The sequence below is a fragment of the Streptosporangium sp. NPDC023963 genome (genome assembly GCF_040639135.1).
Taxonomy (GTDB): Bacteria; Actinomycetota; Actinomycetes; order Streptosporangiales; family Streptosporangiaceae; genus Streptosporangium.
Genome location: NZ_JBEZZK010000001.1, coordinates 1,139,431 through 1,161,154 on the forward strand (window position 1 = coordinate 1,139,431; position 21,724 = coordinate 1,161,154).

Annotated in this window: 21 protein-coding genes; 8 read left to right on the top strand and 13 right to left on the bottom strand. The window is 71.9% G+C overall.

Features of this window, described 5'->3' with window-relative positions; genetic code table 11:
• Positions 1-97: 97 nt before the first annotated feature.
• On the bottom strand, positions 98-1,027 hold the full coding sequence (locus tag AB0F88_RS04840; protein ID WP_362677400.1) for a hypothetical protein: 930 nt from the start codon (positions 1,025-1,027) through the stop codon (positions 98-100).
• A 199-nt stretch (positions 1,028-1,226) separates the two neighbouring features.
• On the opposite strand from AB0F88_RS04840, the gene AB0F88_RS04845 reads away from it, so the two are divergent.
• Together AB0F88_RS04845 and AB0F88_RS04850 are read left to right on the top strand one after the other, a co-directional pair.
• Entirely contained in the window at positions 1,227-1,826 is a 600-nt protein-coding gene (locus AB0F88_RS04845; protein ID WP_362677402.1) for an RNA polymerase sigma factor, read from the top strand.
• Positions 1,823-2,902, top strand: a complete 1,080-nt coding sequence (locus tag AB0F88_RS04850) for a CU044_5270 family protein (protein ID WP_362677404.1) — start codon at positions 1,823-1,825, stop codon at positions 2,900-2,902. The genes AB0F88_RS04845 and AB0F88_RS04850 overlap by 4 nt, the downstream gene beginning before the upstream one ends.
• 197 nt (positions 2,903-3,099) lie before the next feature.
• Here the strand turns inward: AB0F88_RS04850 and AB0F88_RS04855 are convergent, their stop codons facing one another.
• Positions 3,100-3,624, bottom strand: a complete 525-nt coding sequence (locus tag AB0F88_RS04855; protein WP_362677406.1) for a hypothetical protein — start codon at positions 3,622-3,624, stop codon at positions 3,100-3,102.
• A 93-nt stretch (positions 3,625-3,717) separates the two neighbouring features.
• On the opposite strand from AB0F88_RS04855, the gene AB0F88_RS04860 reads away from it, so the two are divergent.
• Together AB0F88_RS04860 and AB0F88_RS04865 are read left to right on the top strand one after the other, a co-directional pair.
• Positions 3,718-4,401 (top strand): response regulator transcription factor, encoded by a 684-nt coding sequence (locus tag AB0F88_RS04860; protein ID WP_362677408.1) that lies wholly within the window; start codon positions 3,718-3,720, stop codon positions 4,399-4,401.
• On the top strand, positions 4,398-5,657 hold the full coding sequence (locus AB0F88_RS04865) for a HAMP domain-containing sensor histidine kinase (RefSeq protein WP_362677411.1): 1,260 nt from the start codon (positions 4,398-4,400) through the stop codon (positions 5,655-5,657). The genes AB0F88_RS04860 and AB0F88_RS04865 overlap by 4 nt, the downstream gene beginning before the upstream one ends.
• A 15-nt stretch (positions 5,658-5,672) precedes the next feature.
• Here the strand turns inward: AB0F88_RS04865 and AB0F88_RS04870 are convergent, their stop codons facing one another.
• Positions 5,673-7,541: a CheR family methyltransferase gene (locus AB0F88_RS04870; RefSeq protein ID WP_362677413.1), complete on the bottom strand. Its 1,869-nt coding sequence runs from the start codon at positions 7,539-7,541 to the stop codon at positions 5,673-5,675.
• A gap of 31 nt (positions 7,542-7,572) precedes the next feature.
• Positions 7,573-8,580 (bottom strand): chemotaxis protein CheB, encoded by a 1,008-nt coding sequence (locus AB0F88_RS04875; RefSeq protein ID WP_362677415.1) that lies wholly within the window; start codon positions 8,578-8,580, stop codon positions 7,573-7,575.
• Between the two features lie 99 nt (positions 8,581-8,679).
• Here AB0F88_RS04875 and AB0F88_RS04880 point away from each other — a divergent pair, with 99 nt between their 5' ends.
• The 3 genes from AB0F88_RS04880 to AB0F88_RS04890 all read left to right on the top strand — a co-directional run bounded on the left by AB0F88_RS04880 (position 8,680) and on the right by AB0F88_RS04890 (position 10,812).
• Entirely contained in the window at positions 8,680-9,531 is an 852-nt protein-coding gene (locus AB0F88_RS04880; RefSeq protein WP_362677956.1) for an STAS domain-containing protein, read from the top strand.
• A gap of 153 nt (positions 9,532-9,684) precedes the next feature.
• Positions 9,685-10,305, top strand: a complete 621-nt coding sequence (locus tag AB0F88_RS04885; protein ID WP_362677418.1) for a hypothetical protein — start codon at positions 9,685-9,687, stop codon at positions 10,303-10,305.
• 117 nt (positions 10,306-10,422) lie between these two features.
• A complete protein-coding gene (locus AB0F88_RS04890; RefSeq protein ID WP_362677420.1) occupies positions 10,423-10,812 on the top strand; it encodes a PepSY domain-containing protein in 390 nt (129 codons plus the stop codon).
• On the opposite strand, the gene AB0F88_RS04895 is transcribed toward AB0F88_RS04890, so the two are convergent.
• The 5 genes from AB0F88_RS04895 to miaA form a co-directional block, all read right to left on the bottom strand.
• Positions 10,813-11,505: an HNH endonuclease family protein gene (locus AB0F88_RS04895; protein WP_362677422.1), complete on the bottom strand. Its 693-nt coding sequence runs from the start codon at positions 11,503-11,505 to the stop codon at positions 10,813-10,815.
• 192 nt (positions 11,506-11,697) lie between these two features.
• Positions 11,698-12,456, bottom strand: a complete 759-nt coding sequence (locus tag AB0F88_RS04900) for an SDR family oxidoreductase (protein WP_362677424.1) — start codon at positions 12,454-12,456, stop codon at positions 11,698-11,700.
• 229 nt (positions 12,457-12,685) lie between these two features.
• Positions 12,686-14,962 carry a tetratricopeptide repeat protein gene (locus tag AB0F88_RS04905; RefSeq protein WP_362677425.1) on the bottom strand — a complete coding sequence of 759 codons (2,277 nt, stop codon included), beginning with the start codon at positions 14,960-14,962 and terminating at the stop codon, positions 12,686-12,688.
• 362 nt (positions 14,963-15,324) lie between these two features.
• On the bottom strand, positions 15,325-16,131 hold the full coding sequence (dapF, locus tag AB0F88_RS04910) for a diaminopimelate epimerase (protein ID WP_362677427.1): 807 nt from the start codon (positions 16,129-16,131) through the stop codon (positions 15,325-15,327).
• Positions 16,132-16,212: 81 nt separating this feature from the next.
• On the bottom strand, positions 16,213-17,118 hold the full coding sequence (miaA, locus tag AB0F88_RS04915; protein WP_362677429.1) for a tRNA (adenosine(37)-N6)-dimethylallyltransferase MiaA: 906 nt from the start codon (positions 17,116-17,118) through the stop codon (positions 16,213-16,215).
• Positions 17,119-17,191: 73 nt separating this feature from the next.
• On the opposite strand from miaA, the gene AB0F88_RS04920 reads away from it, so the two are divergent.
• Entirely contained in the window at positions 17,192-17,545 is a 354-nt protein-coding gene (locus AB0F88_RS04920) for an antitoxin (protein ID WP_362677431.1), read from the top strand.
• A 42-nt stretch (positions 17,546-17,587) separates the two neighbouring features.
• Here AB0F88_RS04920 and AB0F88_RS04925 read toward each other — a convergent pair whose 3' ends face one another.
• From AB0F88_RS04925 to miaB, 4 genes are all read right to left on the bottom strand, one after another.
• Positions 17,588-18,115 carry a methylated-DNA--[protein]-cysteine S-methyltransferase gene (locus AB0F88_RS04925; protein ID WP_362677433.1) on the bottom strand — a complete coding sequence of 176 codons (528 nt, stop codon included), beginning with the start codon at positions 18,113-18,115 and terminating at the stop codon, positions 17,588-17,590.
• 84 nt (positions 18,116-18,199) lie between these two features.
• Positions 18,200-18,868 (bottom strand): hypothetical protein, encoded by a 669-nt coding sequence (locus tag AB0F88_RS04930; protein ID WP_362677435.1) that lies wholly within the window; start codon positions 18,866-18,868, stop codon positions 18,200-18,202.
• Positions 18,869-19,224: 356 nt separating this feature from the next.
• Positions 19,225-19,770, bottom strand: coding sequence for a hypothetical protein (locus AB0F88_RS04935; RefSeq protein ID WP_362677437.1), 546 nt, complete (start codon positions 19,768-19,770; stop codon positions 19,225-19,227).
• A 332-nt stretch (positions 19,771-20,102) separates the two neighbouring features.
• Complete coding sequence (gene miaB, locus AB0F88_RS04940) at positions 20,103-21,596, bottom strand: tRNA (N6-isopentenyl adenosine(37)-C2)-methylthiotransferase MiaB (protein ID WP_362677439.1); 1,494 nt, start codon at positions 21,594-21,596, stop codon at positions 20,103-20,105.
• Positions 21,597-21,724: the final 128 nt, after the last annotated feature.

Below are 21,724 nucleotides of genomic sequence, written 5' to 3' on the forward strand. Positions count from 1 at the left end.
TCCGGCGGCGGCCGCGGGACGAGGACTCCGGGGACCGGCACACCTTCTGCCCTGACTCCCGGCCGTCCGCTTCCGGCGAGGTTTCCGGGCGCCGGGGTCAGCGGCCCTGGGGGGTGATGTTGAGGTCGCTGCCCTGCGGCACCGGGACCACGCTGACCTGACCCTTCTGGATGGCCTGCCAGAGCACGGCGCCCTGCGGGCCGAGAACCCTGACCAGGTCCTTGATCGATTCGATCTCGGTGCGGACCTTGGCGTTGCGCTGGGTCTGCGCGACGTTCTCCGCCTTGGCCGCCTGCTCCGAGGCGAGCGCGGCGACCAGGGCCTCCGGCGGCTCGGGCTTCTGGATGGTGAGGGAGATGTCACCGCACTGCCCGCTGCCCGAGTAGTTCTGGTTGCAGAAGTAGTCGCCCCCGGCCGTCGCCTTGATGAACTCCCTGGCGAGCTCGCCGACCCGCGCCTCCCACGCCTGCTTCACCTTCGGGTCGTTGAACAGGCCCCGCCACTCGAACTCCTGCGAGGCGGCGTCCATCGCGCGGTCCAGCGGCACCCGCATGTAGATGTTGAGCATCCGCCGCCAGCCGTCGGACGACTCGCCCTCCTCGTAGTAGGCGCGGAACTTCAGCCCGATCTTCTCGTGGAACTGCTGCAGCGTCCTGCAGTCGGTGTTCAGCGTGAACGTCGCCACCCCGGACACGGTCATCTCCACGTTGTCCTTCGAGACGACCGACAACGGCTTGGTCTCGGCGTCGTCCGCCTCGGAGAAGTCGAAGGTCCGCTGGCCGAACGGGTAGGAGTATCCGTTGTCGCCGGGGCCGAGGAGCGTGGCGCCGCTGGAGGGGTTGACGCACCTCTCGAACTTGATGGCCTCGAAGACGCCGCCCGCGTAGTGCAGGACCACCTCGTCGGGCTGGGTGCTCACCCGCGAGCACGCGCTGAGGGCGAACCCGGAGACCACCAGCAGGGCGACCGCGAAAAGGAACCCCTTCAGCAACAGCCGCCTGCCGCCACCGGCCTTCTGAGCGCTCATCATCTCTCCCTTTGCACCCGTTTCGTGAAGGCGGATCCTAATGGCGGCCGATCACGGGCGGGGGGCCTCTGGCGACTCGACGCCCAAGGGAGACATATACATCTATGGAACTCGATGCAGGTGACCGGCGGAGTAGGGGGTGAGAGCGCGGACGCGCTCCGGAAGGATTCCCCTTGATGACGACTGGACGAAGCGGGTGGTGACACTGGGTCTCCCCCAACGGGCCGGGGCCCTCCCGCCGCCCACGCCCGCCGGCGACGCGACCGACGCGACACTGATCGGGGAGTCCCTGGCGGACCCCGACAGGTTCGCGGGACTCTTCGACCGCCACGCCGACGAGATCCACCGGTACGTGGCGCGGCGGCTGGACGACGTGACCACGGCCGACGACGTGACGGCCGAGACGTTCCTCGTGGCCTTCCGCAAGCGGGCCCGGTACGACCTCGGCCGCGCCGACGCCAGGCCCTGGCTGTACGGGATCGCCTCCAACCTGATCTCCGGCCACCGCAGGTCGGAGACCCGCAGGCTGAAGGCGCTCGCCCGGCAGGCTCCCGAGCGCGCGGCCGGGTTCGAGGACCGCAGCGCCGAGCGCGTCACCGCCGACCGGCTCAGGCCCGCCCTCGCCGCCGCGCTGGCCGGGCTCGGCTCCGCGGAGCGGGACCTGCTCCTGCTGGTGGCCTGGGCCGACCTGACCTACGAGGAGGCCGCGCAGGCGCTCGGCATCCCGATCGGGACCGTCAGGTCCCGCCTCTCCCGCACCCGGACCAAGATCCGCCGCTCCCTGGAGTCGCACAGATGAACGATGACGAGATCCAGCTGGTGGCCTCCATCCGGCCCGACGCTTCCCCGTACGACGCCGAGGCGAGGCAGGCGGCCCGGCGGGGGCTGGCCGCGGCCGCCACGCCGCGGGCCCGGGGCTGGAGGCCGCGGTGGCGCGGACCGTACGCGATGGCACTGGCCGGGGCGCTCGCGGTGGCGGTGGGGGCGACCGCGATCACCCTGGCACGGGCTCCCGGCGGTTCGCCGGGCCCCGCGGAGGAGGTCGTGGTGACGATGCCGAAGATCGCCGCCGTCTCGGCGAGCGAGGTGCTCGACAGGGCGGCGCGGGCCGCCGTGAGGACGGACCTGGCGCCGCGTGACGACCAGTTCGTCAAGGTCGAGTCGGAGACGATGTACGGCTCCTTCAGCGGCGAGGCGACGAACGCGGAGACGGGTGAGGCCGGCGGGGAGACCCGCTACCTCTACCGGACCAAACGGGCCATCTGGCTGTCCGCCGACGGCACCAGGAACGGCGTGGTGCGGATCGAACACCTGGAGCCCAAGGCCTACCCGGGCTGGCCGATCCCCGAGATGGCGTACGAGCGGACCGGCACCGAGACGCTCCCGCTGGTGAACTGCGGGAAGGTTCCCGAGTACATGCGCACCGACCACGCGGCGCTCAAGAGGCTCCCCGCCGACGCAGAGGGGATGCGCGCCCACCTCTACACCGGCGACCGGGGCGGCAGCTCCAAGGACGAGGCGGCCTTCACCGCGGCGGGCGACATGCTCAGGGAGACCTACATGCCCCCGGCGCAGCGGGCGGCGCTGTTCAAGGCGGTCGGCACCATCCCCGGGGTCGACGTCACCGAGCGGGCCGAGGACGCGGCGGGACGCCGGGGGATCGGCGTCGGCAGGGTCGGCCTCGACGGCGTCAGAGAGGATCTGATCTTCGACGCGAAGACGTACGAGCTGCTCGGCGAGCGCGGGATCGTGGTCGACGAGAAGGCCGCCAGGTCTCCCAAGGGCAGCCTGGTCGCCTCGACCGCCCAGCTCTCGGTCACGGTGGCCGACGAGGCTCCCGAGGTGGGGATCACGGACGCGGACAGATGCGGCTGACGGCCGCCCTCCCGGTCCCGCCCTCGCCGCGGGCCCGGGGTTCCCTGCGCCGCTGACCGGCCTGCACCGTTGACCGGCCTGCACCGCTGACCGGCCGGACGGTGCGCGCCCGGGGCCTCCGGTCTTCCGGCCCCGCCCGCCCGCCGGCCGGACGGTGCGCGAGACGGGCCCGGGGTGCCCGGCCCCGTCCTTCGGGGTCAGGTGTGAACGCTGTGGACGGGTGATCCGTCGGCCGCGCAGCGGACCTCGACCTTGATCTCGTCCTCCTCGGTCTCGAACTCGACGCGGGCCCGGGCGGCGGGCCCGCGCTCGACGTCGTCGGCCTGGAATCCCTGGGCGGGGCTCCAGGACCGGAGGGTGACCAGGCCGTTCTCGCACCGGGCGATGACCTTGCCGCCCACCGTGGTGATCAACCGGCTCTTGCCGGGCTCCGCGACGGGTGTGGCGGTGGTGGTGACGGTGACGGTCGGCTCGGGAGTGGGCCCGGCGGGCTCCGTGGTGCCCTCGGCGGGAGGAGCGGACGGGGGGACGGACGGGGGAAGGGCACTGGGCAGGGACGAGGCGAGGGCGAGCGCCTCGTCGACCTCGGCGGCGGAGAGCGGCCGGAGCCCGGTGTCCGTCAGCGGCTCGCTGAGCCGGTCGATCACCGCCACCCCCACTCCGATCGCGATGAGCCCGGTGATCAGCCATCCGGCCACGACCAGGGAAAGACGCTTGCGCATGTCCTCACTGTGCCACCGGAAACGATAAGACAACGCTAAGGAGCGACTAACCCGCTTTTGGCGCGGTACGGAAGAGGGCTAACGTGGCGGCAAATGTCGAACGTGCTGCTCATCGAGGACGACGTCGCGATCCGCACCTCCCTCACCCGGGGCCTGCGCGACCGCGGCCACGCCGTGTCGTCCGCCCCCGCCGCTCTCGACGGCCTGCGGCTGGCCGTCGAGGAACGCCCCGACCTGGTCGTCCTCGACCTCGGCCTGCCCGACATGGACGGCCTGGACCTGCTGCGGATGCTCCGCGCGGTGAGCCGGGTCCCGGTGATCGTGGCGACCGCGCGGGACGGCGACGCGGAGATGGTCAGGCTGCTGGACGCGGGCGCCGACGACTACGTGGTCAAGCCGTTCAGCGCGGCCCAGCTCGACGCGCGGATCCGGGCGGTGCTCCGGCGGATGGCCGGGGAGAGCCGCGCCGACAGCGCGGTCACCGTCGGGGGCCTGCGGATCGACCCGCGCACCCGGGAGGCGACCCTGGACGGGACGCCGCTGGATCTGAGTCCCCGGGAGTTCGACCTGCTCCACTACCTGGCGGCCCGGCCCGGCGAGGTGGTCACCAAGCGGGAGCTGCTCACCCACGTCTGGCAGATCCCCTACGGCGGAGCCGACAAGACGGTGGACGTCCACCTCTCCTGGCTGCGCCGCAAGCTGGGCGAGACGTCCCAGGAGCCCCGCTACCTGCAGACCGTCAGGGGGGTCGGCGTGCGACTGGCCGCCCCGGCATGAGGCGCTGGCTGACCCTGCTGGTCGCGGCGACCACCTCCCTCGTGCTGATCGCGCTGCTGGTCCCGCTGGCCCTGCTGGTCCGCACGGTCGCGGTGAGCGGGGCGGTCAGCGAGGCCGAGAGCGAGGCCGAGTCGGTGGCGGTCGTGGTCGGCGCGGTGGACACCGAGACCCTGCGGCTCACCGCGGAGCAGGCCGAGCATCCGGTCACGGTCTTCCTCCCCGGCGGCGAGGTGGTCGGCGATCCCGCCCCGCGCTCCACCGCCGTGGAACTGGCCTCCCGCGGTCGCAGCGTCACCGCCGCCGCCCCCGGCGGGCGGGAGATCCTGGTCGCGGTCCAGGGGGCGCCCGGGGGTACGGCGGTGGTCCGGGTGTTCCTGGACGACGGCCGCCTGACCAGGGGCGTGCCCCAGGTCTGGGCCGGGCTGGCGGCGCTCGGCCTGGCCCTGGTCGGGCTGGGCGTGCTGGTCGGCGACCGGCTGGCCCGCGCGGTGATCAGGCCGATCACCGCGCTGGCGGGGGTGTCGCACCGGCTCGCGGCGGGCGACCTGTCCGCCAGGACGGTGCCCGACGGCCCTCCGGAGGTGCACGCGGTCGGCGTCGCCCTCAACCACCTGGCCGAGCGCATCACCGGCCTGCTCGCGGAGGAGCGGGAGAGCGCCGCCGACCTGTCCCACCGGCTGCGCACCCCGCTGACCGGGCTGAGGCTGGAGGCGGAGTCGCTGGCCGATCCGGAGGAGGCGGCCAGGATCGAGGCGAGGGTGGACGCCCTGGAACGCGCCGTCACCTCGGTGATCACCGAGGCCAGGCGGCGGGGGCGTGAGCGGGCCGAGTGCGACGCGGCGGCGGTGACCGGGGCGCGGGTCGCGTTCTGGTCGGTGCTCGCCGAGGACCAGTCGCGGCACTTCACCCTCGACCTGGCCCCCGGCCCGCTGCCGGTCAAGGTCGCCGCGGACGACCTCGCCGCCTGCGTGGACGCCCTGCTCGGCAACGTGTTCGCGCACACGCCGGAGGGGGTCTCGTTCTCCGTACGGCTGGAGGCGACCGGTGGCGGCGCGCTGCTGACCGTCGCCGACGCCGGTCCAGGCTTCGCCACGCCCGACCCGTCGCAGCGCGGTGAGAGCGGTGCCGGGTCGACCGGTCTCGGCCTCGACATCGCCCGCCGGACGGCGGAGTCGGCGGGCGGCTCGCTGTCCCTGGGGGCCTCCCCCGAGGGCGGGGCGAGCGTGGTCCTGTTCCTGCCCGCCGTCACGCCCTGAGGCCGGGGGCGGAGGCTAGTCCCGCTCCTGCTGGAGGAGGTTCATCACCATGATCACTCCATGGGGTGACATGTCGTCTGTGTGCAGGCGGGAGAGCTCGACGTTGAGCCGGGCGGGGCGTCCCCTCCGGTTCACGCTGTCCAGGATGACGCCGTCGCCGCGGCCGTTCCCCGGCTCGGGCCCCGTCTCCAGGATCCGCTGAGCCCTGGTCAGAAGCTCCCCGACGGGGAGGCCGATGTCGAGGGAGGCCAGCCGGCAGCCGATCGCCTCGTCGGCGCGGAGCCCCCACAGCTCCTCGGCTCCCGGGCTCCAGACCAGCACCCGCATGTCGGTGTCGATCACGGCCACGGCGTCGCCGAGGCTGCGCACCACCGAGGAGACGAGGAGGGTGGCCCGCTTGAGCTCGTCACTGCGGGAGTTGAGGGTGTCGTTGATCTGCTGGAGCTCGTCGTTGGTCGACTGCAGCTCCTCGTTCATCGTCTCCAGCTCCTCGTTCGTGGACTGGAGCTCCTCGTTGGTGGTCTCCAGCTCCTCGTTCGTGGACTGGAGCTCCTCGTTGGTGGTCTCCAGCTCCTCGTTGGTCGACTGCAGCTCCTCGTAGGCGTGCTCCAGCTCCCGGTTCGTCTGCTCCAGCCGGTCGCGGAGCTGGCGGTAGCGCGTCACGTCGTGGAAGGTGACGCCGACGCCGACCAGCTCACCCCCCGGTTCCAGGAGCGGGACGACGGAGATGTCGAAGACGCTCGGCTCCGGCGTGTTCGGCCGGTGCCAGGTGACGTCCTGCAGCTCGGCGACGCGCAGGTCCAGCTCCACCTGCTCGATCACCGAGCGGAGCTCGACCGGCCGGTAGGACACCTCCAGATCCTGGAACGGCCGCCCGATGTCGCGGGGGTTGAGGTTGAAGAGCAGCTCGGCGCGCGAGTTCGCCAGGGCGAGGTTCCTGGAGCGGTCGAGCGCGATCTGCGCGACCGGGCCGGTGGCGAGCGCCGCCGCCTGCAGCACCGTGTGCCGCACGTACGGCCGGGCCTGCGACACGCCGGCACCGGGGGCCCAGGTGGTCCGGCTGCCCGGCGGCGGCGATCCGATCTTCTTGAACAGCCTCATCCGGAGGTTCACCGGCTCGAACCTGTCGCCGTGGTTCAGCAGCATCTCCGCCTTGCCCAGGAAGAGGTAGCCGGGGTCGGAGAGCGCGAAGTGGAACCGGCGCACGATGCTGAGCTGGGTCTCGCTGTTGAAGTACATCAGCGTGTTGCGGGCCAGCAGGAGGTCGACCCGGGAGATCGGCGCGTCGCGCGTGAGATCGTTGCGACCGAAGATCAGCTGGCGTCGCAGGTCGCGCCGGAACCCGAAACCGGCCTCCACCGGCTCGAAGTAGGTCTGGCGCAGATCTTCCGGCACCTCTGCGAGCTGCCGCTCGCCGTACACGGCCGCCCGCGCCGTCTGGAGGGCCTTCTGGTCGAGGTCGGTGGCGTATATCTTCACCCGCTCGCGGAACTCGTCCATGCCGAGTTCCTCGGCCAGCACCATCGCGAGGCTGTAGGCCTCCTCGCCCGTCGCGCAGCCGGCGCTCCAGATCCGGATCACCTTGCCGGGCCCCTTGCTCGCCAGCAGGCTGGGGATCACGGTCTCGCGGAGCGTCTGCCAGGCCGCCGGATCGCGGAAGAAGGCGGTGACGTTGATCAGCAGGCTGTCGAAGAGCCGGTTGAACTCCTCGGGTTCCAGCTCCAGATAGTCCCGGTACTCACCGTAGTCACGAAGTTTGAGCGCCTCCAGACGCCTGCTTATGCGGCGCATGAGGGTGGTGCGCTTATATCCCGTGAAGTCGAAACCGCGCGTCTCCTTCAACATGAGCAGGAGGTCGTCGAATTCACGTTCGTCGCCGGGCATCACACTCCCAGCCTAGGCCCGTCACCGACCGCTACGTGAGGGCAAGGGTGTCCCCGGTGCCGTCGATGCGGCTTTGTAGCATTCGCATCGTCTCCAGTGCCTGCCTGGTCTGCTCCGCGTCCTCCAGCAGGAGCCGCGACGAGTGTCTCCTTCCCTGGGCCTCCGCGCGCTCCAGCATGCGCTCCAGCATGCGCAGCCGCTCCTCCAGCCGCAGGACCGCCGTCCACAGCGCCCGCTCCACGGCCTCGGCCTGGCTCGCGGCCATGCCCTGCGGGGACCATCCGTGCCCCACCCGGCAGCCGTAGTGGGCCTCGCCACCGTTCCTCGCCTCGTACACGGGCCCGCCGCACTCCGGGCAGCTCAATCCGGTGAGATCGCCCCCGTACGGGCCGATCTCACCGGATAACAGATAGAGGGCGACCTCCTTCTCGATGCCCGGATCCTTCACGACCTCGTCCTCGACGATCGTGCGGCTCTGCCGCACGATCCACTCGGCGATCTCCTCCACCGGGAACGCCTCCGCGCTCCGTGCCGCGGCCAGGGCCGCGCGGGGCATCCCGTCGAACATGCTCTGCCGGGGATCCTGGACGGCGACCGCGCCGAGATGGCGCTCCACCACGGCGCACCCCCTCGCCCCGTCGTCGAGCGTGCCGCTCAGCACGACGGCGAGCGTACGGGGACCCGCGTCCAGCGCGGCGCTGAGGAACAGCGGGTCGGCGGCCGGCCGGTGACCGTTGTAGCGGGGGCCGCGCGAGAGCCTGATCGCGCCGCCCTGGACCATCAGGTGGCGGTCGGGAGGCGCCACGTAGACCCGGCCGTGCCGCAGGGACTCGCCGTCTCCCGCGGTGGCGGCCTCCAGCGGCCCGGCCCGGTCGAGGATTCCCGCGAGACTGCTCCCCGACCGGGGGGGCAGGTGCAACACCACGAGGACGGAGGCGGCGAGGTCGCCGGGCAACCGCGCGAGCAGGGCGCGCAGAGCCTCGACACCGCCGGCCGAAGCCGCGACGACCACCACATCACGCCCGCTGGAACCTGCCACATTTAGCTTCTATCCCGTCGGGACCCATTCATACTGGGGAACCGTAGGATTGTCGGCGGGGCCTCAGGAAGACCCTTGAAGGGTATGGCCAATATGGATATGTCGGTGTATGTCATTCATCAATATGGTGACACGGCTCTGGTGGCCGTGATGGGCGAGATAGACGCCTTCAACTACCGGCTGCTGGAGTCGGAGCTGGAGTCGCTCATGCTCGGAGGCACACGACATATCCTCGTGGACGCCGGGGAGCTGCTCTTCTGCGACGTCAGCGGGGCCCGGGCGCTGGAGCGGATTCACGAGGGCCTCCGCGCGGCCGGAGGAGAGCTGTTCGTCGTCCCCTCCCCGACCGTGATCCGGCTGTTCACCGTGCTCTGGGGAGCGCAGGAGCCCGAGCACCCCGGCCTGGTCGACACCTCCGGCATGGACGATTTCCCCGAGGTCCCACCGGTCCCCCCGCGGCACGTCCCGGCCCTGCGGCGCATCGGCGGCAGGCGCCGCACCCGCCGGGACACCTCCCTGCGCGCCGGGATCCCCGATTCCGAGAAGCCCTCCCCGCGGGAGGCCGGCCCGCCGGAGCACACCTCCCCCTGGGAGCGGGAGAGCACGACGCTCCGAGGGCGCATCGCATCCCTCAGGGAGAGCACGCAGCCCCGGGCCGAGCCGGACGCGGGACACCCGCCCGCCGAACGCGCGGCGCACCCGGCGCTGGAGAGGGCCGCGCGCCTGAGGCGGGAGGCGGCGGCACGCCTGGAGACGCTCCACCTCCAGACGCAGACGACCTGCGCGACGCTGGCCGAGATCCACGACCGGATGGCCGCCCTCCAGGCCGGGCTGGACACCCACATCGCGATGCGGGCCGCGGTGAGGCTGGCCTGCGAGGAGCACGTCAACCGGGCGAAGGCGGATCGGGCACGCGAGCTCACCGCCTCCTTCCCCGCCGGGTCCGCCTGAGTCGCGCCCCGGCTGGGGCGCCGAGCGAATGATCAGTCGCTTTCGCGGTTATCCGCGGCCATGCCGGAAAGCATGATGTCGTGACTTTTCCACTTCCCTGAGGAAGAGGAATCCCGCCGAGCCGCTACCGCGGCTCCACGAAGGGCAAGCCGTATGGCGGGCGATCCCGAGATCCACGACAGCTCAGACTCCCACGACGGACCACAGGACGAGCGTCGCGAGGCCGGCAGGGAATGGAGCGAGCGCACTCGCGAGCGCATCGCCCAGGCCGGCGAGCGGGCCGGTCAGGCCGCCGAGCGCCGGCACGAGCTCGCCCGCGGCGAGACCACGCCGATCTCACCCGATCTCCCGTCGCTCCCGTCGCTCCCGTCGCTCCCGTCGCTCCCGTCGCTCCCGTCGCTCCCGTCGTCCCCGTCGTACGCCGCGTCCCCTTCACCCCCCACGTCCCCTTCACCCCCCTCGCCCTCCGAGTCACTCTCGTCGCGCACCGAGCGGACGGACCGGGCCGACGCCCACCTGGGAAAGGCGCGCCTGCGGGCCGACCAGGCCCGAGAGCGCGCGGTGGCCGGATACCGGTCGGCGGCCCAGGCCCACCGGAACGCGGCCGCGAGCCACGACCGGGCCGCGGCGGCGGGAAGCGGGGACGCGGAGACCCACCGGCTCCAGGCGCTGACGCATCGCCGCCAGGCCGCCGCCGACGAGCACCGGGCGTCCATGGCCGAGCGGGCGGGTCCCGATCTCCGGAAAGACGGCCCCGGGCGAACCGGCCCCTGATGCGGCCCGCCTGAAGTGGCGTACGGAAACAGGCCGTAATTCGGCGGCGGGCCGAACTCGCCTCTGGTTAACGGTCCCTTAGCGCGCCCCTAGCAAAGTCTCCGCAAACCTTGGCATATGACACGAATTGCCAAGATTACTGTCGGAACCCTCGCAACCGCCGCCCTCTTGATCGGTGGAGGCGGCATCGCTCTCGCCGCGCAGACGGACAGCGCGGCGATCACCGCCACCGCGGCCGGCACCGGTGCGACCGGTGCGACCGCGACCGGCGCCACGGGTACAGCCGCCGCACCTGTCACCACCTCGGCGGGCATCTCCTCCCGCAAGGCCGTGCAGATCGCCAAAAAGCGCGTCCCCGGCGCGCGCGTCAGCAAGGTCGAGCGCGAGTGGGAGCACGGTCAGCGGGCCTGGAAGGTCGAGCTGCACAAGGGTGCCTGGGAGTACGACGTCTACGTGTCGGCGAAGACCGGAAAGATCATCAAGTTGAAGCGCGACCACGACGACTGATCAGCAGGACTTGAGAACGCCCTCCATGGCGTCCTTCTCGCCGGACGTCACCCACAGGTCGTACTTGACCTTCACCCTGATCTGACGCTCGACGTAGGGGCACCGGTAGGCGCGGCGCGGCGGCAGCCAGGTCGCCGCGTCTCCGGCGCCCTTCTGGCCGTTCAGCGGCCCGTCCACGGCCAGCAGGTTCAGCGGGTCGTTGGCGAGTTCCTTCCGCTTGGAAGCGGACCACTGCTGGGCGCCCTTCTGCCAGGCGTCGGCGAGCGCGATCACGTGGTCGATCTGCACCGCCATGCTGGACCGCGTCCCGCGCTCGAACTTGATGGTCTTGCCGCTGTACGGATCCTCGAGAATTCCGGACTGCACGACGCAGCCGTCCTCGCCCTTCTTGAAGACCTCTTCCTTCAGGTCGCGAATGAGAATGTCGTTGCGGGTGTCACAGCCGTTCCCGTCAACGTCCGACCACGCGGAACCGAATTCGTCGCGGTCGAACCCGGTCATCGAGGCGCGCCCCTTGACCTGCAACTTCTTCAAATCCTTGAGCGCCTCGGACGCGGACTTCCCTCCGCCGGAGGACTGCGCCCCGTCGTCCACTCCTCCGCCCGGCACCGGGCCGCAGCCCGCCACCGTGAACGCGATCGTCGCGACGACCACACCTCGTACCAGCGCAGCCCGCACCATGCCACCTCTCACGCGCGTCATTCTCTGAAGCGGCAAATTACCCCAGATAACGTCCTCAATCTTAAAAGCCTCAAGCAGTCTTTGGGAGAACGTAAGAATTTCCGGCCCATCAATCCACACCTTAACGACATCTCCCGCGTGACCTGCACAAAGACGCTCACAAGCGCGCCACGATCACCGGACCGGGTGATCGGTTCCTGGAGATCAGGTGATCAGGATCCCGCCGTCGACCGGTATCACCGCACCGGTGACGTACGAGGCGGCGTCCGAGGCGAGGAAGATCGCGGCGGCGACGAGCTCGGCCGGATCGCCGGGGCGCTTCATCAGCACCCGGTGCTCAAGGTGCCAGTTCAGATATCCCTCGGCGTACTGGTCGGTCATCTCCGAGGCGAAGAAACCCGGCTCGAGGCAGTTGACCCGGATGCCGCGCCGTCCCGTCCACTGCTGGGCGAGATCGCGCGTGAGGCCGACGACCCCCGCCTTGGAGGCGCTGTAGGCGGCCTGCGGCAGCCCGGCGGTCGTCTCGCCCAGGATGCTCCCGACGTTGACGATCGAGGAACCCGGCCGCATGAGCCTGGCGCAGGCCTGCGCCATCCAGTATGTGCCGTGCAGGTTGACGTCCACGACCTGCCGGAACTGCTCGGGCGTCTCCTTCAGCGCCGGGACCGCCGAGCCCACACCCGCGTTGTTGACCAGGATGTCCACCGCGCCCAGCTCGGCCACCGCCGCCTCGGCCAGCGCCTGGCAGTCCTCCGGCCTGGTCACGTCGGTGACGAGGGCCACGCATCGCCTGCCGGTCTCCTCGACCAGGGTGCGGGTCTCCTCAAGGCGGTCCTTCCTGCGGGCACCGATCACGATGTCCGCGCCCGCCTCGGCCAGGCCCCTCGCGAACGCGACCCCCAGCCCCGAGGACGCGCCGGTGACGATCGCGACCTTGCCGTCCAGCCGGAATCGTTCCAGCATCCGGATTCTCCTTCGTCCGCCCAATGCGCCGAATGAGATTCTAGTGACCGCGACGAGAATCGCCCGTGAGGGGTCTCCTCACGGGCGACGCGTTGTCCTGTGCCGCCGACGGCGCGAGCGGTTCACGGACGGTACGGCTTCCCGGCTCCGAGACGGTCAGGCGGGCGCCGCCCCCTTCCGGAGACCGGACGACGCCACGGACCGCCGGGCGCGGCCGTGGCGAGCCGTCCTACAGGCCGTACTCCTTGGTGATCCTCTCGTGCCGCTCGACCTCGACGTCGACGGCCTTGGCCAGGTCGAGCCAGGCCAGCGGGTGCACCCAGCGCTCGGTGGCGTCGTCCAGAAGCGCGTCGAGCTCGACCGGGCTGACGTCCGGCGGGACCGCGATCCAGCCGAACACGCCGGGCAGCGGCTCGCCCGAGGTCGGGTGGTTCACGGTGTAGTTGTCGTCGCTGTAGACCCACATCGGCCAGCCGCGCTCGGCCATGACCTCGTTGAACTCCGTCCAGTCGGCCTGGCTGGGAGCGGCGCCGTCGAAGAACCAGCTGGTGTAGCCGCCCGGACGGAGCATGCTGACCGCGGCGAAGGGCGGGACGAAGTTCTCCTGCTCCTCGGCGCTCTCCGGGATCGGCTCGAGCAGCTGCGGCTCGAAGACGACCAGGTCACCCGCGTTGTACTCCATGCCGGGAGGCTGGGGGATGGCCAGCCGCGCCGTCGCGGGGCCGGTGCGCACGCTCAGGACCTGGCGCTGGCTGCCGTCGGGGGCGGGAAGGATGATGCGCACCAGGCCCATCTCCTCCTCGATCGGCCCCTCGCTCGACTTCAGCGGCATCCCGATCTTGGCGGCGCCCAGGCGGACGGTCTCCCAGTCTTCGGCGGCCGTCGCCATGACGACCATCCGCCAGACGTCCTGCTGCTCGATCTCCCCGGAGTCGAGGAGGTCGCGCAGGATGCCCGCGCCCTTGGCGTTGTCGCCGAGCTGCTGCACCGCGGCCGACCACAGGCGGGCCGCCTCGATGCCGCCGCCCGCGGCGGCCGCCGCCTCTCCCTCGGCCGCCGCCTGCTCCCAGCGCTCCCGCGCGGTGTACAGGCGGCCCAGGGCGAGGTGGCGCTGCGCGGCGGGCAGCCGCTCGGCCATCTGCTCCAGGCGCTCGTCCTGGCGCGCCTCGATCAGCAGGCCGCTGAGGTACGCGGCGTCCTGCGGGTCGGCGTTCTCGATGTCGCCGGACTCGACCAGCATGGTCCAGTAGATGTCGGCGCCCCTGGCCGGGTAACCGAGGAAGCCCAGCGTGGTGGTGTGGCGCCGGGTGGCCTCCACGTCACGGCCGGACAGCGGGGTCAGCCAGCCCACCCAGCGCTCCGGGTCGGCGTTGAAGCCGTCGGCGGCGTCGAAGGAGCCGACCAGCTCGGACTCGGGGCCCGGAGCCGGAAGCGGGGTGGCCTCGTCCGCGGCGGCGCGCAACTCGGCGATCCGCTTGGCGGTGTCGCCGGGGTTCCTGAGCTCTCCGGCCGCCGACTCCGCGAGGTCGGCCAGGAGGCGTGCCTGCCAGAGTCCCTGGCGTGCGACCGCCAGGTGCCCCGCGACGAGCGACAGCTCGACCCGGGCGCGGTAACCGCCCATCATGGCGAAGTAGTCGATCCACTGCTTGAGCACCCGGCCCAGCTGCCAGGTGTTGGTGATCTGCGCCGTTCCGGCGAGCGCGCGGATGGCGTGCGACCACTCCACCCAGACGCGGGGGTGGTCACCCACCACGTCGAGGTCGGGCAGCGCGTCGACGGACTCCTGCACCCGGTCGAGGGTGGCGAGCACGAGCGCGCGGAGCACTCCCTCGCGGTGCTCCTTGGCCACCGGGTCGTCGGGCTTGAAACCGGTCGCGGCGTCGAGCGCGGTGAGCGCGTCCTCGGCGCGGCCGGCGGCCAGCAGCGCGCGGGCCGAGGCGGCCCCCAGCTCCCAGCTCGCCTCGCGGCCCGCGCCGCCCAGCGCCGCCACCGCGGTCTCGGCGTGCGAGACGGCCTCGTCGACACGGCCCGCGTCGACCAGCGCCGCGACGTAGTGCTCGGCGACGGAGGCGAAGGCCAGCGAGTCCGGCCCGACGTCCAGCGCCGAGAGCGCGGCCAGCCGCTCGGCGGCGTAACCGGGACCGTCGGCGTTCGCCTGCGCGATGGCCAGCGCCACGACGGCACCGGGCACGGCCGGGCACTCTCGCACGTCCTCCCGCTTGGTGAACTCCACCAGCGTCTCGGCGTCGGCGATCGCGACCGTCCCCTGCGCACGGTCGCCGACGCGGCCGATCAGGTGCCAGTAGCGGGCGTAGAACTCCAGCCAGGGCAGCTGCAGGTTCTCCGCCTGCTGCGCGATGGCGGGCGCGAGCACGTCGAGCTGCGCGTACCGGCCTTCCAGCGCCTGCGCGGGCACATCTCCGATCGCCATAGCCAGACCGGTGTTACCTGCTTCATGCAGTTGCCGCTGGGTGTCGCCCACCCAGGCCCAGATGTCCACGTCCATGAGACGTCAGTCTGCCAGGTCGGCGAGCATGCCCCAAACGGCTTGGGCGAACCCGCACAACCCCGAGGCCTCACGGTATGGACCCACGCACGTGCGGATGAGCGCGGTCCCGCCGTGCTCGACGCCCACGGGGCACCGCGGGGTCACGGAAGATTCACCCGTACGCCCCGCGGCGTGACCTCCGCGGACACGACGCGCCCACGGCGGACGCCGCGCGGGTCACGGGGGCCCGGGGTCCCGCGCACGCCTCGGAACGTGACCTCACCGGACGCGACCGGGAGGCGGCGGCAGGTGGCACGCACAGCTCGGAACGTGACCTCACCGGACGCGACCGGGAGGCGGCGGCAGGTGGCACGCACAGCTCAGAGCGTGACCTCACCGGACGCGACGAGGACGGCGGGGCCCGCCAGGTAGCTGGTGCGCTCGTCGAGGGTGACGGTGACGGTGCCGCCGAGCACCTCCACCGCCCAGGTGCCGCTGGTCTCACCGGTCAGCCGCGCGGCGGCCACGGCCGAGGCGACGGCACCGGTGCCGCAGGACCTGGTCTCGCCCGAGCCGCGCTCGAAGACCCGCATGACGACCCGGCGCGGGCCCACCGGATTGAGCAGCTCGATGTTGACCCCCGCCGGGAACACCTCGGGGTCGAACGCGGGCTGGTGGCTCAGGTCGAGCTGGGCCACCGGGTCGCCGATGACGCAGGCCAGGTGGGGGTTGCCCATGTCGACGTGGAGGCCCTCGTACTCGTGGCCCGCGACGGTCGTGCGGCTCGCCCCCAGCACCCGGGGCGGGCCCATCTCGACGGTCACGTCACCCGTCTCCGCGAGCCGTACCCGCTTGACGCCCCCCCTGGTCGCGATGCCGAACTCCCCTGGCGCGGCGAGGCCCGCGTCGACCAGGTATCGGGCGAAGACACGCGTCCCGTTGCCGCACATCTCGGCGATGCCGCCGTCGGCGTTGCGGTAGTCCATGAACCACTCGGCCTCGCCCGCCTGGCCGGACACCTCCGGGCTGAGCTTCGTCCGCGTCACGCGCAGCACGCCGTCCGCGCCGATCCCCGCGCGCCGGTCGCACAACGCCGCCACGAGCGTCGCGGACAGCTCCAGCTCACCGTCCGGGTCGGGGAGGATGACGAAGTCGTTCTCGGTGCCGTGTCCCTTCGCGAATCGCATGGGACCAACTCTATCCAGGCACGCGTCCGCCCCCGCCGCCCCGACCCGCCCTGCCCCGCCGGTCTCCGGCCCGGGGAGCGGTCAGCCGCGGATCGCGGCGAGAGCGCGGCCCAGGAGGTCCGGTTCCCGCTGGGGCAGCCAGATCACGCGGGGATCGCGGCGGAACCACGACTCCTGACGGCGGACGAACCTGCGCGTCGCCCGTACCGTCTCCTGCTTCGCCTCCTCCTCGGTGCACTCACCGCCGAGGAAGCTCAGCACCTGCGCGTACCCGAGGGCGCGGCTGGCCGTACGGCCTCCGGCGAGCCCGCGCGCGGCCAGTTCCCTGACCTCGTCCACCAGCCCGGCCCGCCACATGTGCTCGACCCGTGCCTCGACCCGGGCGTCCAGCACCTCCCGGGGCACCTCCACCCCCAGCTGGACGCTGTCGTAGACGGCGTCGTACGACGGCATAGTGGCCGAGAACGGCCGCCCGGAGATCTCGATGACCTCCAGGGCCCGGACGATCCTGCGCCCGTTGCCCGGGAGGATGGTCTCGGCGGCCTTCGGGTCGCGCTCGCGGAGCCGCTCGTACAGCGGGCCGGGGCCGCGCAGGTCGAGTTCGGCCTCCAGCCGGGCGCGGACCTCCGGGTCGGTGCCGGGGAACTCCAGGTCGTCCAGGGCGGCCCGCACGTACAGCCCGGATCCGCCCACCAGGACCGGCACGATCCCCTTGGCCCGCAGGCCGTCGATGATCGGCCGGACCAGCGACTGGTACTCGGCCACGCTGGCGGCCCTGGTCACGTCCCAGATGTCCAGCAGGTGGTGAGGCACCCCCCTGCGCTCCTCCACGGAGAGTTTCGCCGTCCCGATGTCCATTCCTTGGTAAAGCTGCATGGAGTCGGTGTTGATCACCTCGCCCCCCAGTTCGAGGGCGAGATCCACGGCCAGGTCGGACTTTCCGGCCGCGGTCGGGCCGACGACGGCGATGACGGGTAGCTGAGGCACGGGGTAAGTCTGCCAACTCCCCGGGTATGGATGAGAAACGATGCGTCCTCGCATCGGAATTGGGGGATTCACCATGTCGATCCTCGACAGGGTCAAGCACATGCTGGGTGGCAGCGCCAAGACCGAAGAACTCGCCAAACAGGGCATCGACAAGGCGGAGCGGATCGCCAAGGCGAAGCTGGGCGGAAAACACGCCCGGCGCATCGACACCGCCGCGCAGAAGGCCAGGGAGATGGCCGACAAGATCAACGAACCGGACACCAGGCCCCCGGGCACGACACCCGCGCCCGAGCGGGACGACAGCGCGTCCGGACCCGGCCGGCCCGGCACGACACCCGCGCCCGGCCGCGCCACGCCTCCCGGACGGGACGACGGCACGTCCGGTCCCGGCCAGCCCGGCACCACGCCACCGCCCTACGGACCGTAGGCGGTCGGCGAGGCCGATCGCGGGTCCCGGCCCCGGTCCCGGTCAGTCCCAGTCGAGCATCGGCTGCAGGTAGCCCTCCAGGGTGAGCAGCCGGCGCTTCGACTCCACGCCGTCGCCCCCGCTGAACCCGCCGAGCCCGTTCCCGGCGACCACCCGGTGGCACGGCACGATGACGGGGACCGGGTTGGCTCCCATGATCGACCCGATGGCCCGCGCCGGCACACCCGTCCCGCTGCGGGCCGCCAGCTCCCCGTAGGTCACCACCTTGCCGTACGGAACCGTCTCGTAGAGCGTGCCGAGCACCCTGCGCTGCACCGGCGAGGTCAGCCGCCAGTCCACCGCGACCCCGAAGACCCTCAGCCTGCCCGCGTAGTAGTCGCCCAGCTCGCCGAGCACGGCCGCCGTCATGCCGGGGTCGTCCGCCTCCTCCAGCCCCAGCCGTTCGAGCAGGCGGGCCCTGAACCGGGACGGCTCCCCCCAGCCCACACTCGCCACACCGTCCTCGGTCACGGCGACGGCCATGTCCCCCAGCGGTGTCGGAACGCTCCCGAACGCCACGCTCCCCGCCATCGGCCCCTGCCCCCTTCGCGAACCCTTCGTCCCCGGCGCCCCGGGCACCGTCCTCTCCCGCCACCGTAACCGCTCCGGGCGGGATCACTCCGTCCAGCGGGCGGCGAAGTAGCCGACGCCGTAGGGCGCGTCGTCGTAGAGGATCTCACCGCGCAGGGCGCTCCCGCACCCGCCGAGGACCTGCAGGGCCGCGCGACCCGCGACCCACAGCTCGGCGGCCTCGCCGGGGTCGAGCACCGGGACCTCGCCGCGGGCGAGCGCCTCGACGATCGCCCTGTCGTACGGTTTCGCGCGAGGGTCCAGGTATCCGGGGGACTTCTCGGTGAGGCGGGCCGAGCCGTCGGCCATGACGAGCATCGCCACGCGACCGGTCGTGGCCGCCAGCCGCTCCCCCAGGGCCGCGCACTCCCCCGGAGTCGCGTCGAAGGAGATCGCGTGGAACCCCGAGGCGGTCAGGTGCTCTCCTTCGAGGAGCCGGCGGCCGATCGTCAGGGACAGCGGCAGGACGGGCTCCCCCTCGCCGCTCCGGACGTCGACGCCCCAGGGCGCGAGGCTCCCGGCGGAGTCCGCGCCGTACGCCGCGGTCCGGTCCGCGCCTCCCACCACCACGATCTCGTCGGCGCCGGCGTCGCGCAACGCCCCGACCGCGGCCGCGCAGGCCGCCCTGAGGTCGTCGAGCTCCGAGGCCGCGGTCCCGGCCAGCTCGGGGACCAGCAGCGGGGGATGCGGGCACACGGCCGCGGCGACAAGCACCTCGCCAGACTAACGGAGCCCTGCCGGCGCGGTCCTCTCCGGGAACCGCCCCGCCGTCTCGCCGTCTCGCGTCGTCGCGTCTCGCGGCTCGCGGCTCGTGTCGTCGCGGCTCGCGGCTCGTGTCTCGTGTCGTCGCGGCTCGTGTCTCGCGACTCGTGTCGTCGCGGCTCGCGGCGAGAACGGCCGTGCGGGGCAACGGCTCGCGGGATGCCGGAACGCGGCGGGGCACGGTGATCCACTCACCGTGCCCCGCGTGCCGAACGTGTCCGGCGGGCCGAACGTGTCCGGCGGGCCGAACGTGTCCGGCGGGCCGAACGTGTCCGGCGGGCCGGAGACGTTCGGCTTTCCGATCTCGGTCAGTAGCCGCCGATGGGCCCCTGGGGATGCACGTAGCCGGCGGGGTCGTCGGTGCCGGAGTCCTGCGGCCGCTGACTGCTCTGCGGCTGCTTCGACGGTTTGTCCTTCGAAGGGCTTCCGGCGGCCGACTCGGCTCCGGGCTCGCCCTCGTCCGCCCCACCGGTGCCGGCACCGGCACCGGAGTCGGTGCCGCCGCCTCCGGCGGACGTGTCATCGGCTCCGGAGGCGGCGTCCGCCCCCTTCTCCTTCTCCGGCTTCCGCTTCGTGGCCTGCGGCGGGCTCTGGTCCGGCGCGGGCTCCTGGGACGCCTCCTGGGCGCTGTCCGGCGCCGGCGGCACCCGGGGGTCGTCGCCCCCGGCGTTCATGAAGGCGAAGACCGCGCCCCCGCCCAGGAGGGCGGCGGCGAGGACGGAGAAGACGGCTATGGCCAGGCCGCTCATCCGCTGGGGCTTGCGCTTGCGCTTGCGAGACTTCTTGGGCCCGTCGGCCGGGCCGACGAGGATCTCTGGTTCTCCGGGACTGCCCGGAGATGGAGGGACGTGCATGAGGAAGAACTCCCTGCGGCTCTCGGGGGGAAACCTCCACGGCTTCCGAGGGTGCCGAACCACAGTAGTCACAGCAGGGAAATGCTCGCACACCAATCACAGGCGAATCACGAAATATCGTTCTTCAGGGAAGTCACGGCGACCCCGCGCGCATCCCCCCTGGCAGGGGCGGCGGTGTCGCCGGAATCGCCGTCGCCATCGGGGATTCCGGAAATCGATCATGGGTCGGCGCCACGTGGAGGGGCGCCTTCGAAAAAGCGCCCGGAAGATCTCAACCGAAGGGAAAAACTCGGGCGAGATGCTTCCGGGCGCGGCGCTCGAAGGGCGGGACCTCAGGAGACGGAGCAGCCCGAGGTCTCCGGGAGCGGGGCGGGACGGCCGATCGAGGGCATGCCCAGCATGACCCCGGGACCGGCTCCGGCCGGGGCGCCCTGGCGGGCCTCCCAGGCGTCGCCCGCGCGGGTTCGGCGGAGCCTCAGCGCGGGACCGTCGGCGACCAGGTGGTGCGGTGCCGCGTACGTGACCTCGGCGCTCACCACGTCACCCGGACGCGGGGTCTCGGCACCGGGGGTGAAGTGCACCAGGCGGTTGTCGGGGGCCCGCCCCGACATGCGGCGGGTCGCCTCGTCCTTGCGGCCCTCGCCCTCGGCGACCAGCACCTCGAGCGTCCGGCCGACCTGCTTCTTGTTCTCCGCCCAGGAGATCTCGGTCTGCAGGGCGACGAGCCGCTCGTAGCGCTCCTGCACGACCTCCTTGGGAACCTGGTGCTCCATGGTGGCGGCGGGGGTGCCGGGCCGGATGGAGTACTGGAACGTGAAGGCGTTGGCGAACCGCGACTCGCGCACCACGTCGAGGGTGGCCTGGAAGTCCTCCTCGGTCTCGCCGGGGAAGCCCACGATGATGTCGGTGGAGATCGCCGCGTCGGGCATCGCCGCGCGGACCCGCTCGATGATGCCCAGGTAGCGCTCGGCCCGGTAGGAGCGGCGCATGGCCTTGAGGACCCGGTCCGAGCCCGACTGCAGCGGCATGTGGAGCTGGTGCATCACGTTGGGCGTCTCGGCCATCGCCGCGATGACGTCGTCGGTGAACGCCGCCGGGTGCGGGCTGGTGAAGCGGACCCGCTCCAGGCCCTCGACGTCGCCGCAGGCCCGCAGCAGCTTGCCGAAGGCCAGCCGGTCGCCGAACTCCACGCCGTACGTGTTGACGTTCTGGCCGAGGAGGGTGATCTCCAGCACGCCCTGGTCGACCAGGGTGCGCACCTCGTTGAGAACGTCGCCGGGGCGGCGGTCCTTCTCCTTGCCGCGCAGGGCGGGCACGATGCAGAACGTGCAGGTGTTGTTGCACCCCACGGAGACCGACACCCAGGCGGCGTAGGCGGACTCGCGCTTGGTCGGCAGCGTGCTCGGGAAGGTCTCCAGGGACTCCTTGATCTCGACCTGGGCCTCCTGCTGGACGCGCGCCCGCTCCAGCAGCACCGGCAGCGAGCCGATGTTGTGGGTGCCGAACACCACGTCCACCCAGGGCGCCCTGCGGACGATCTCCCCCTGGTCCTTCTGCGCCAGGCAGCCGCCCACGGCGATCTGCATGCCGGGGTTGCCCACCTTCGAGGGGCGCAGGTGGCCGAGGTTGCCGTAGAGCTTGTTGTCGGCGTTCTCCCGTACGGCACAGGTGTTGAACACGACCACGTCGGCCGTCTCCCCCTGGGCGGCCGGGACGTATCCGGCGTCCTCCAGGAGGCCCGACAGGCGCTCGGAGTCGTGCACGTTCATCTGGCACCCATAGGTACGGACCTCGTACGTGCGGGCGCTCTCCACGGTGGCAGTCATCTCACGACAAGGGTAGGCGCTCCGCCGAACCTTCAGGTACGCCCTCGACCCTTCGAACTCCAGGTAATCGACTGGTCACTCAACGTCAATTCTCTCGCTAAGCTGGGGCTCCAAAGCCGCATGCGAGA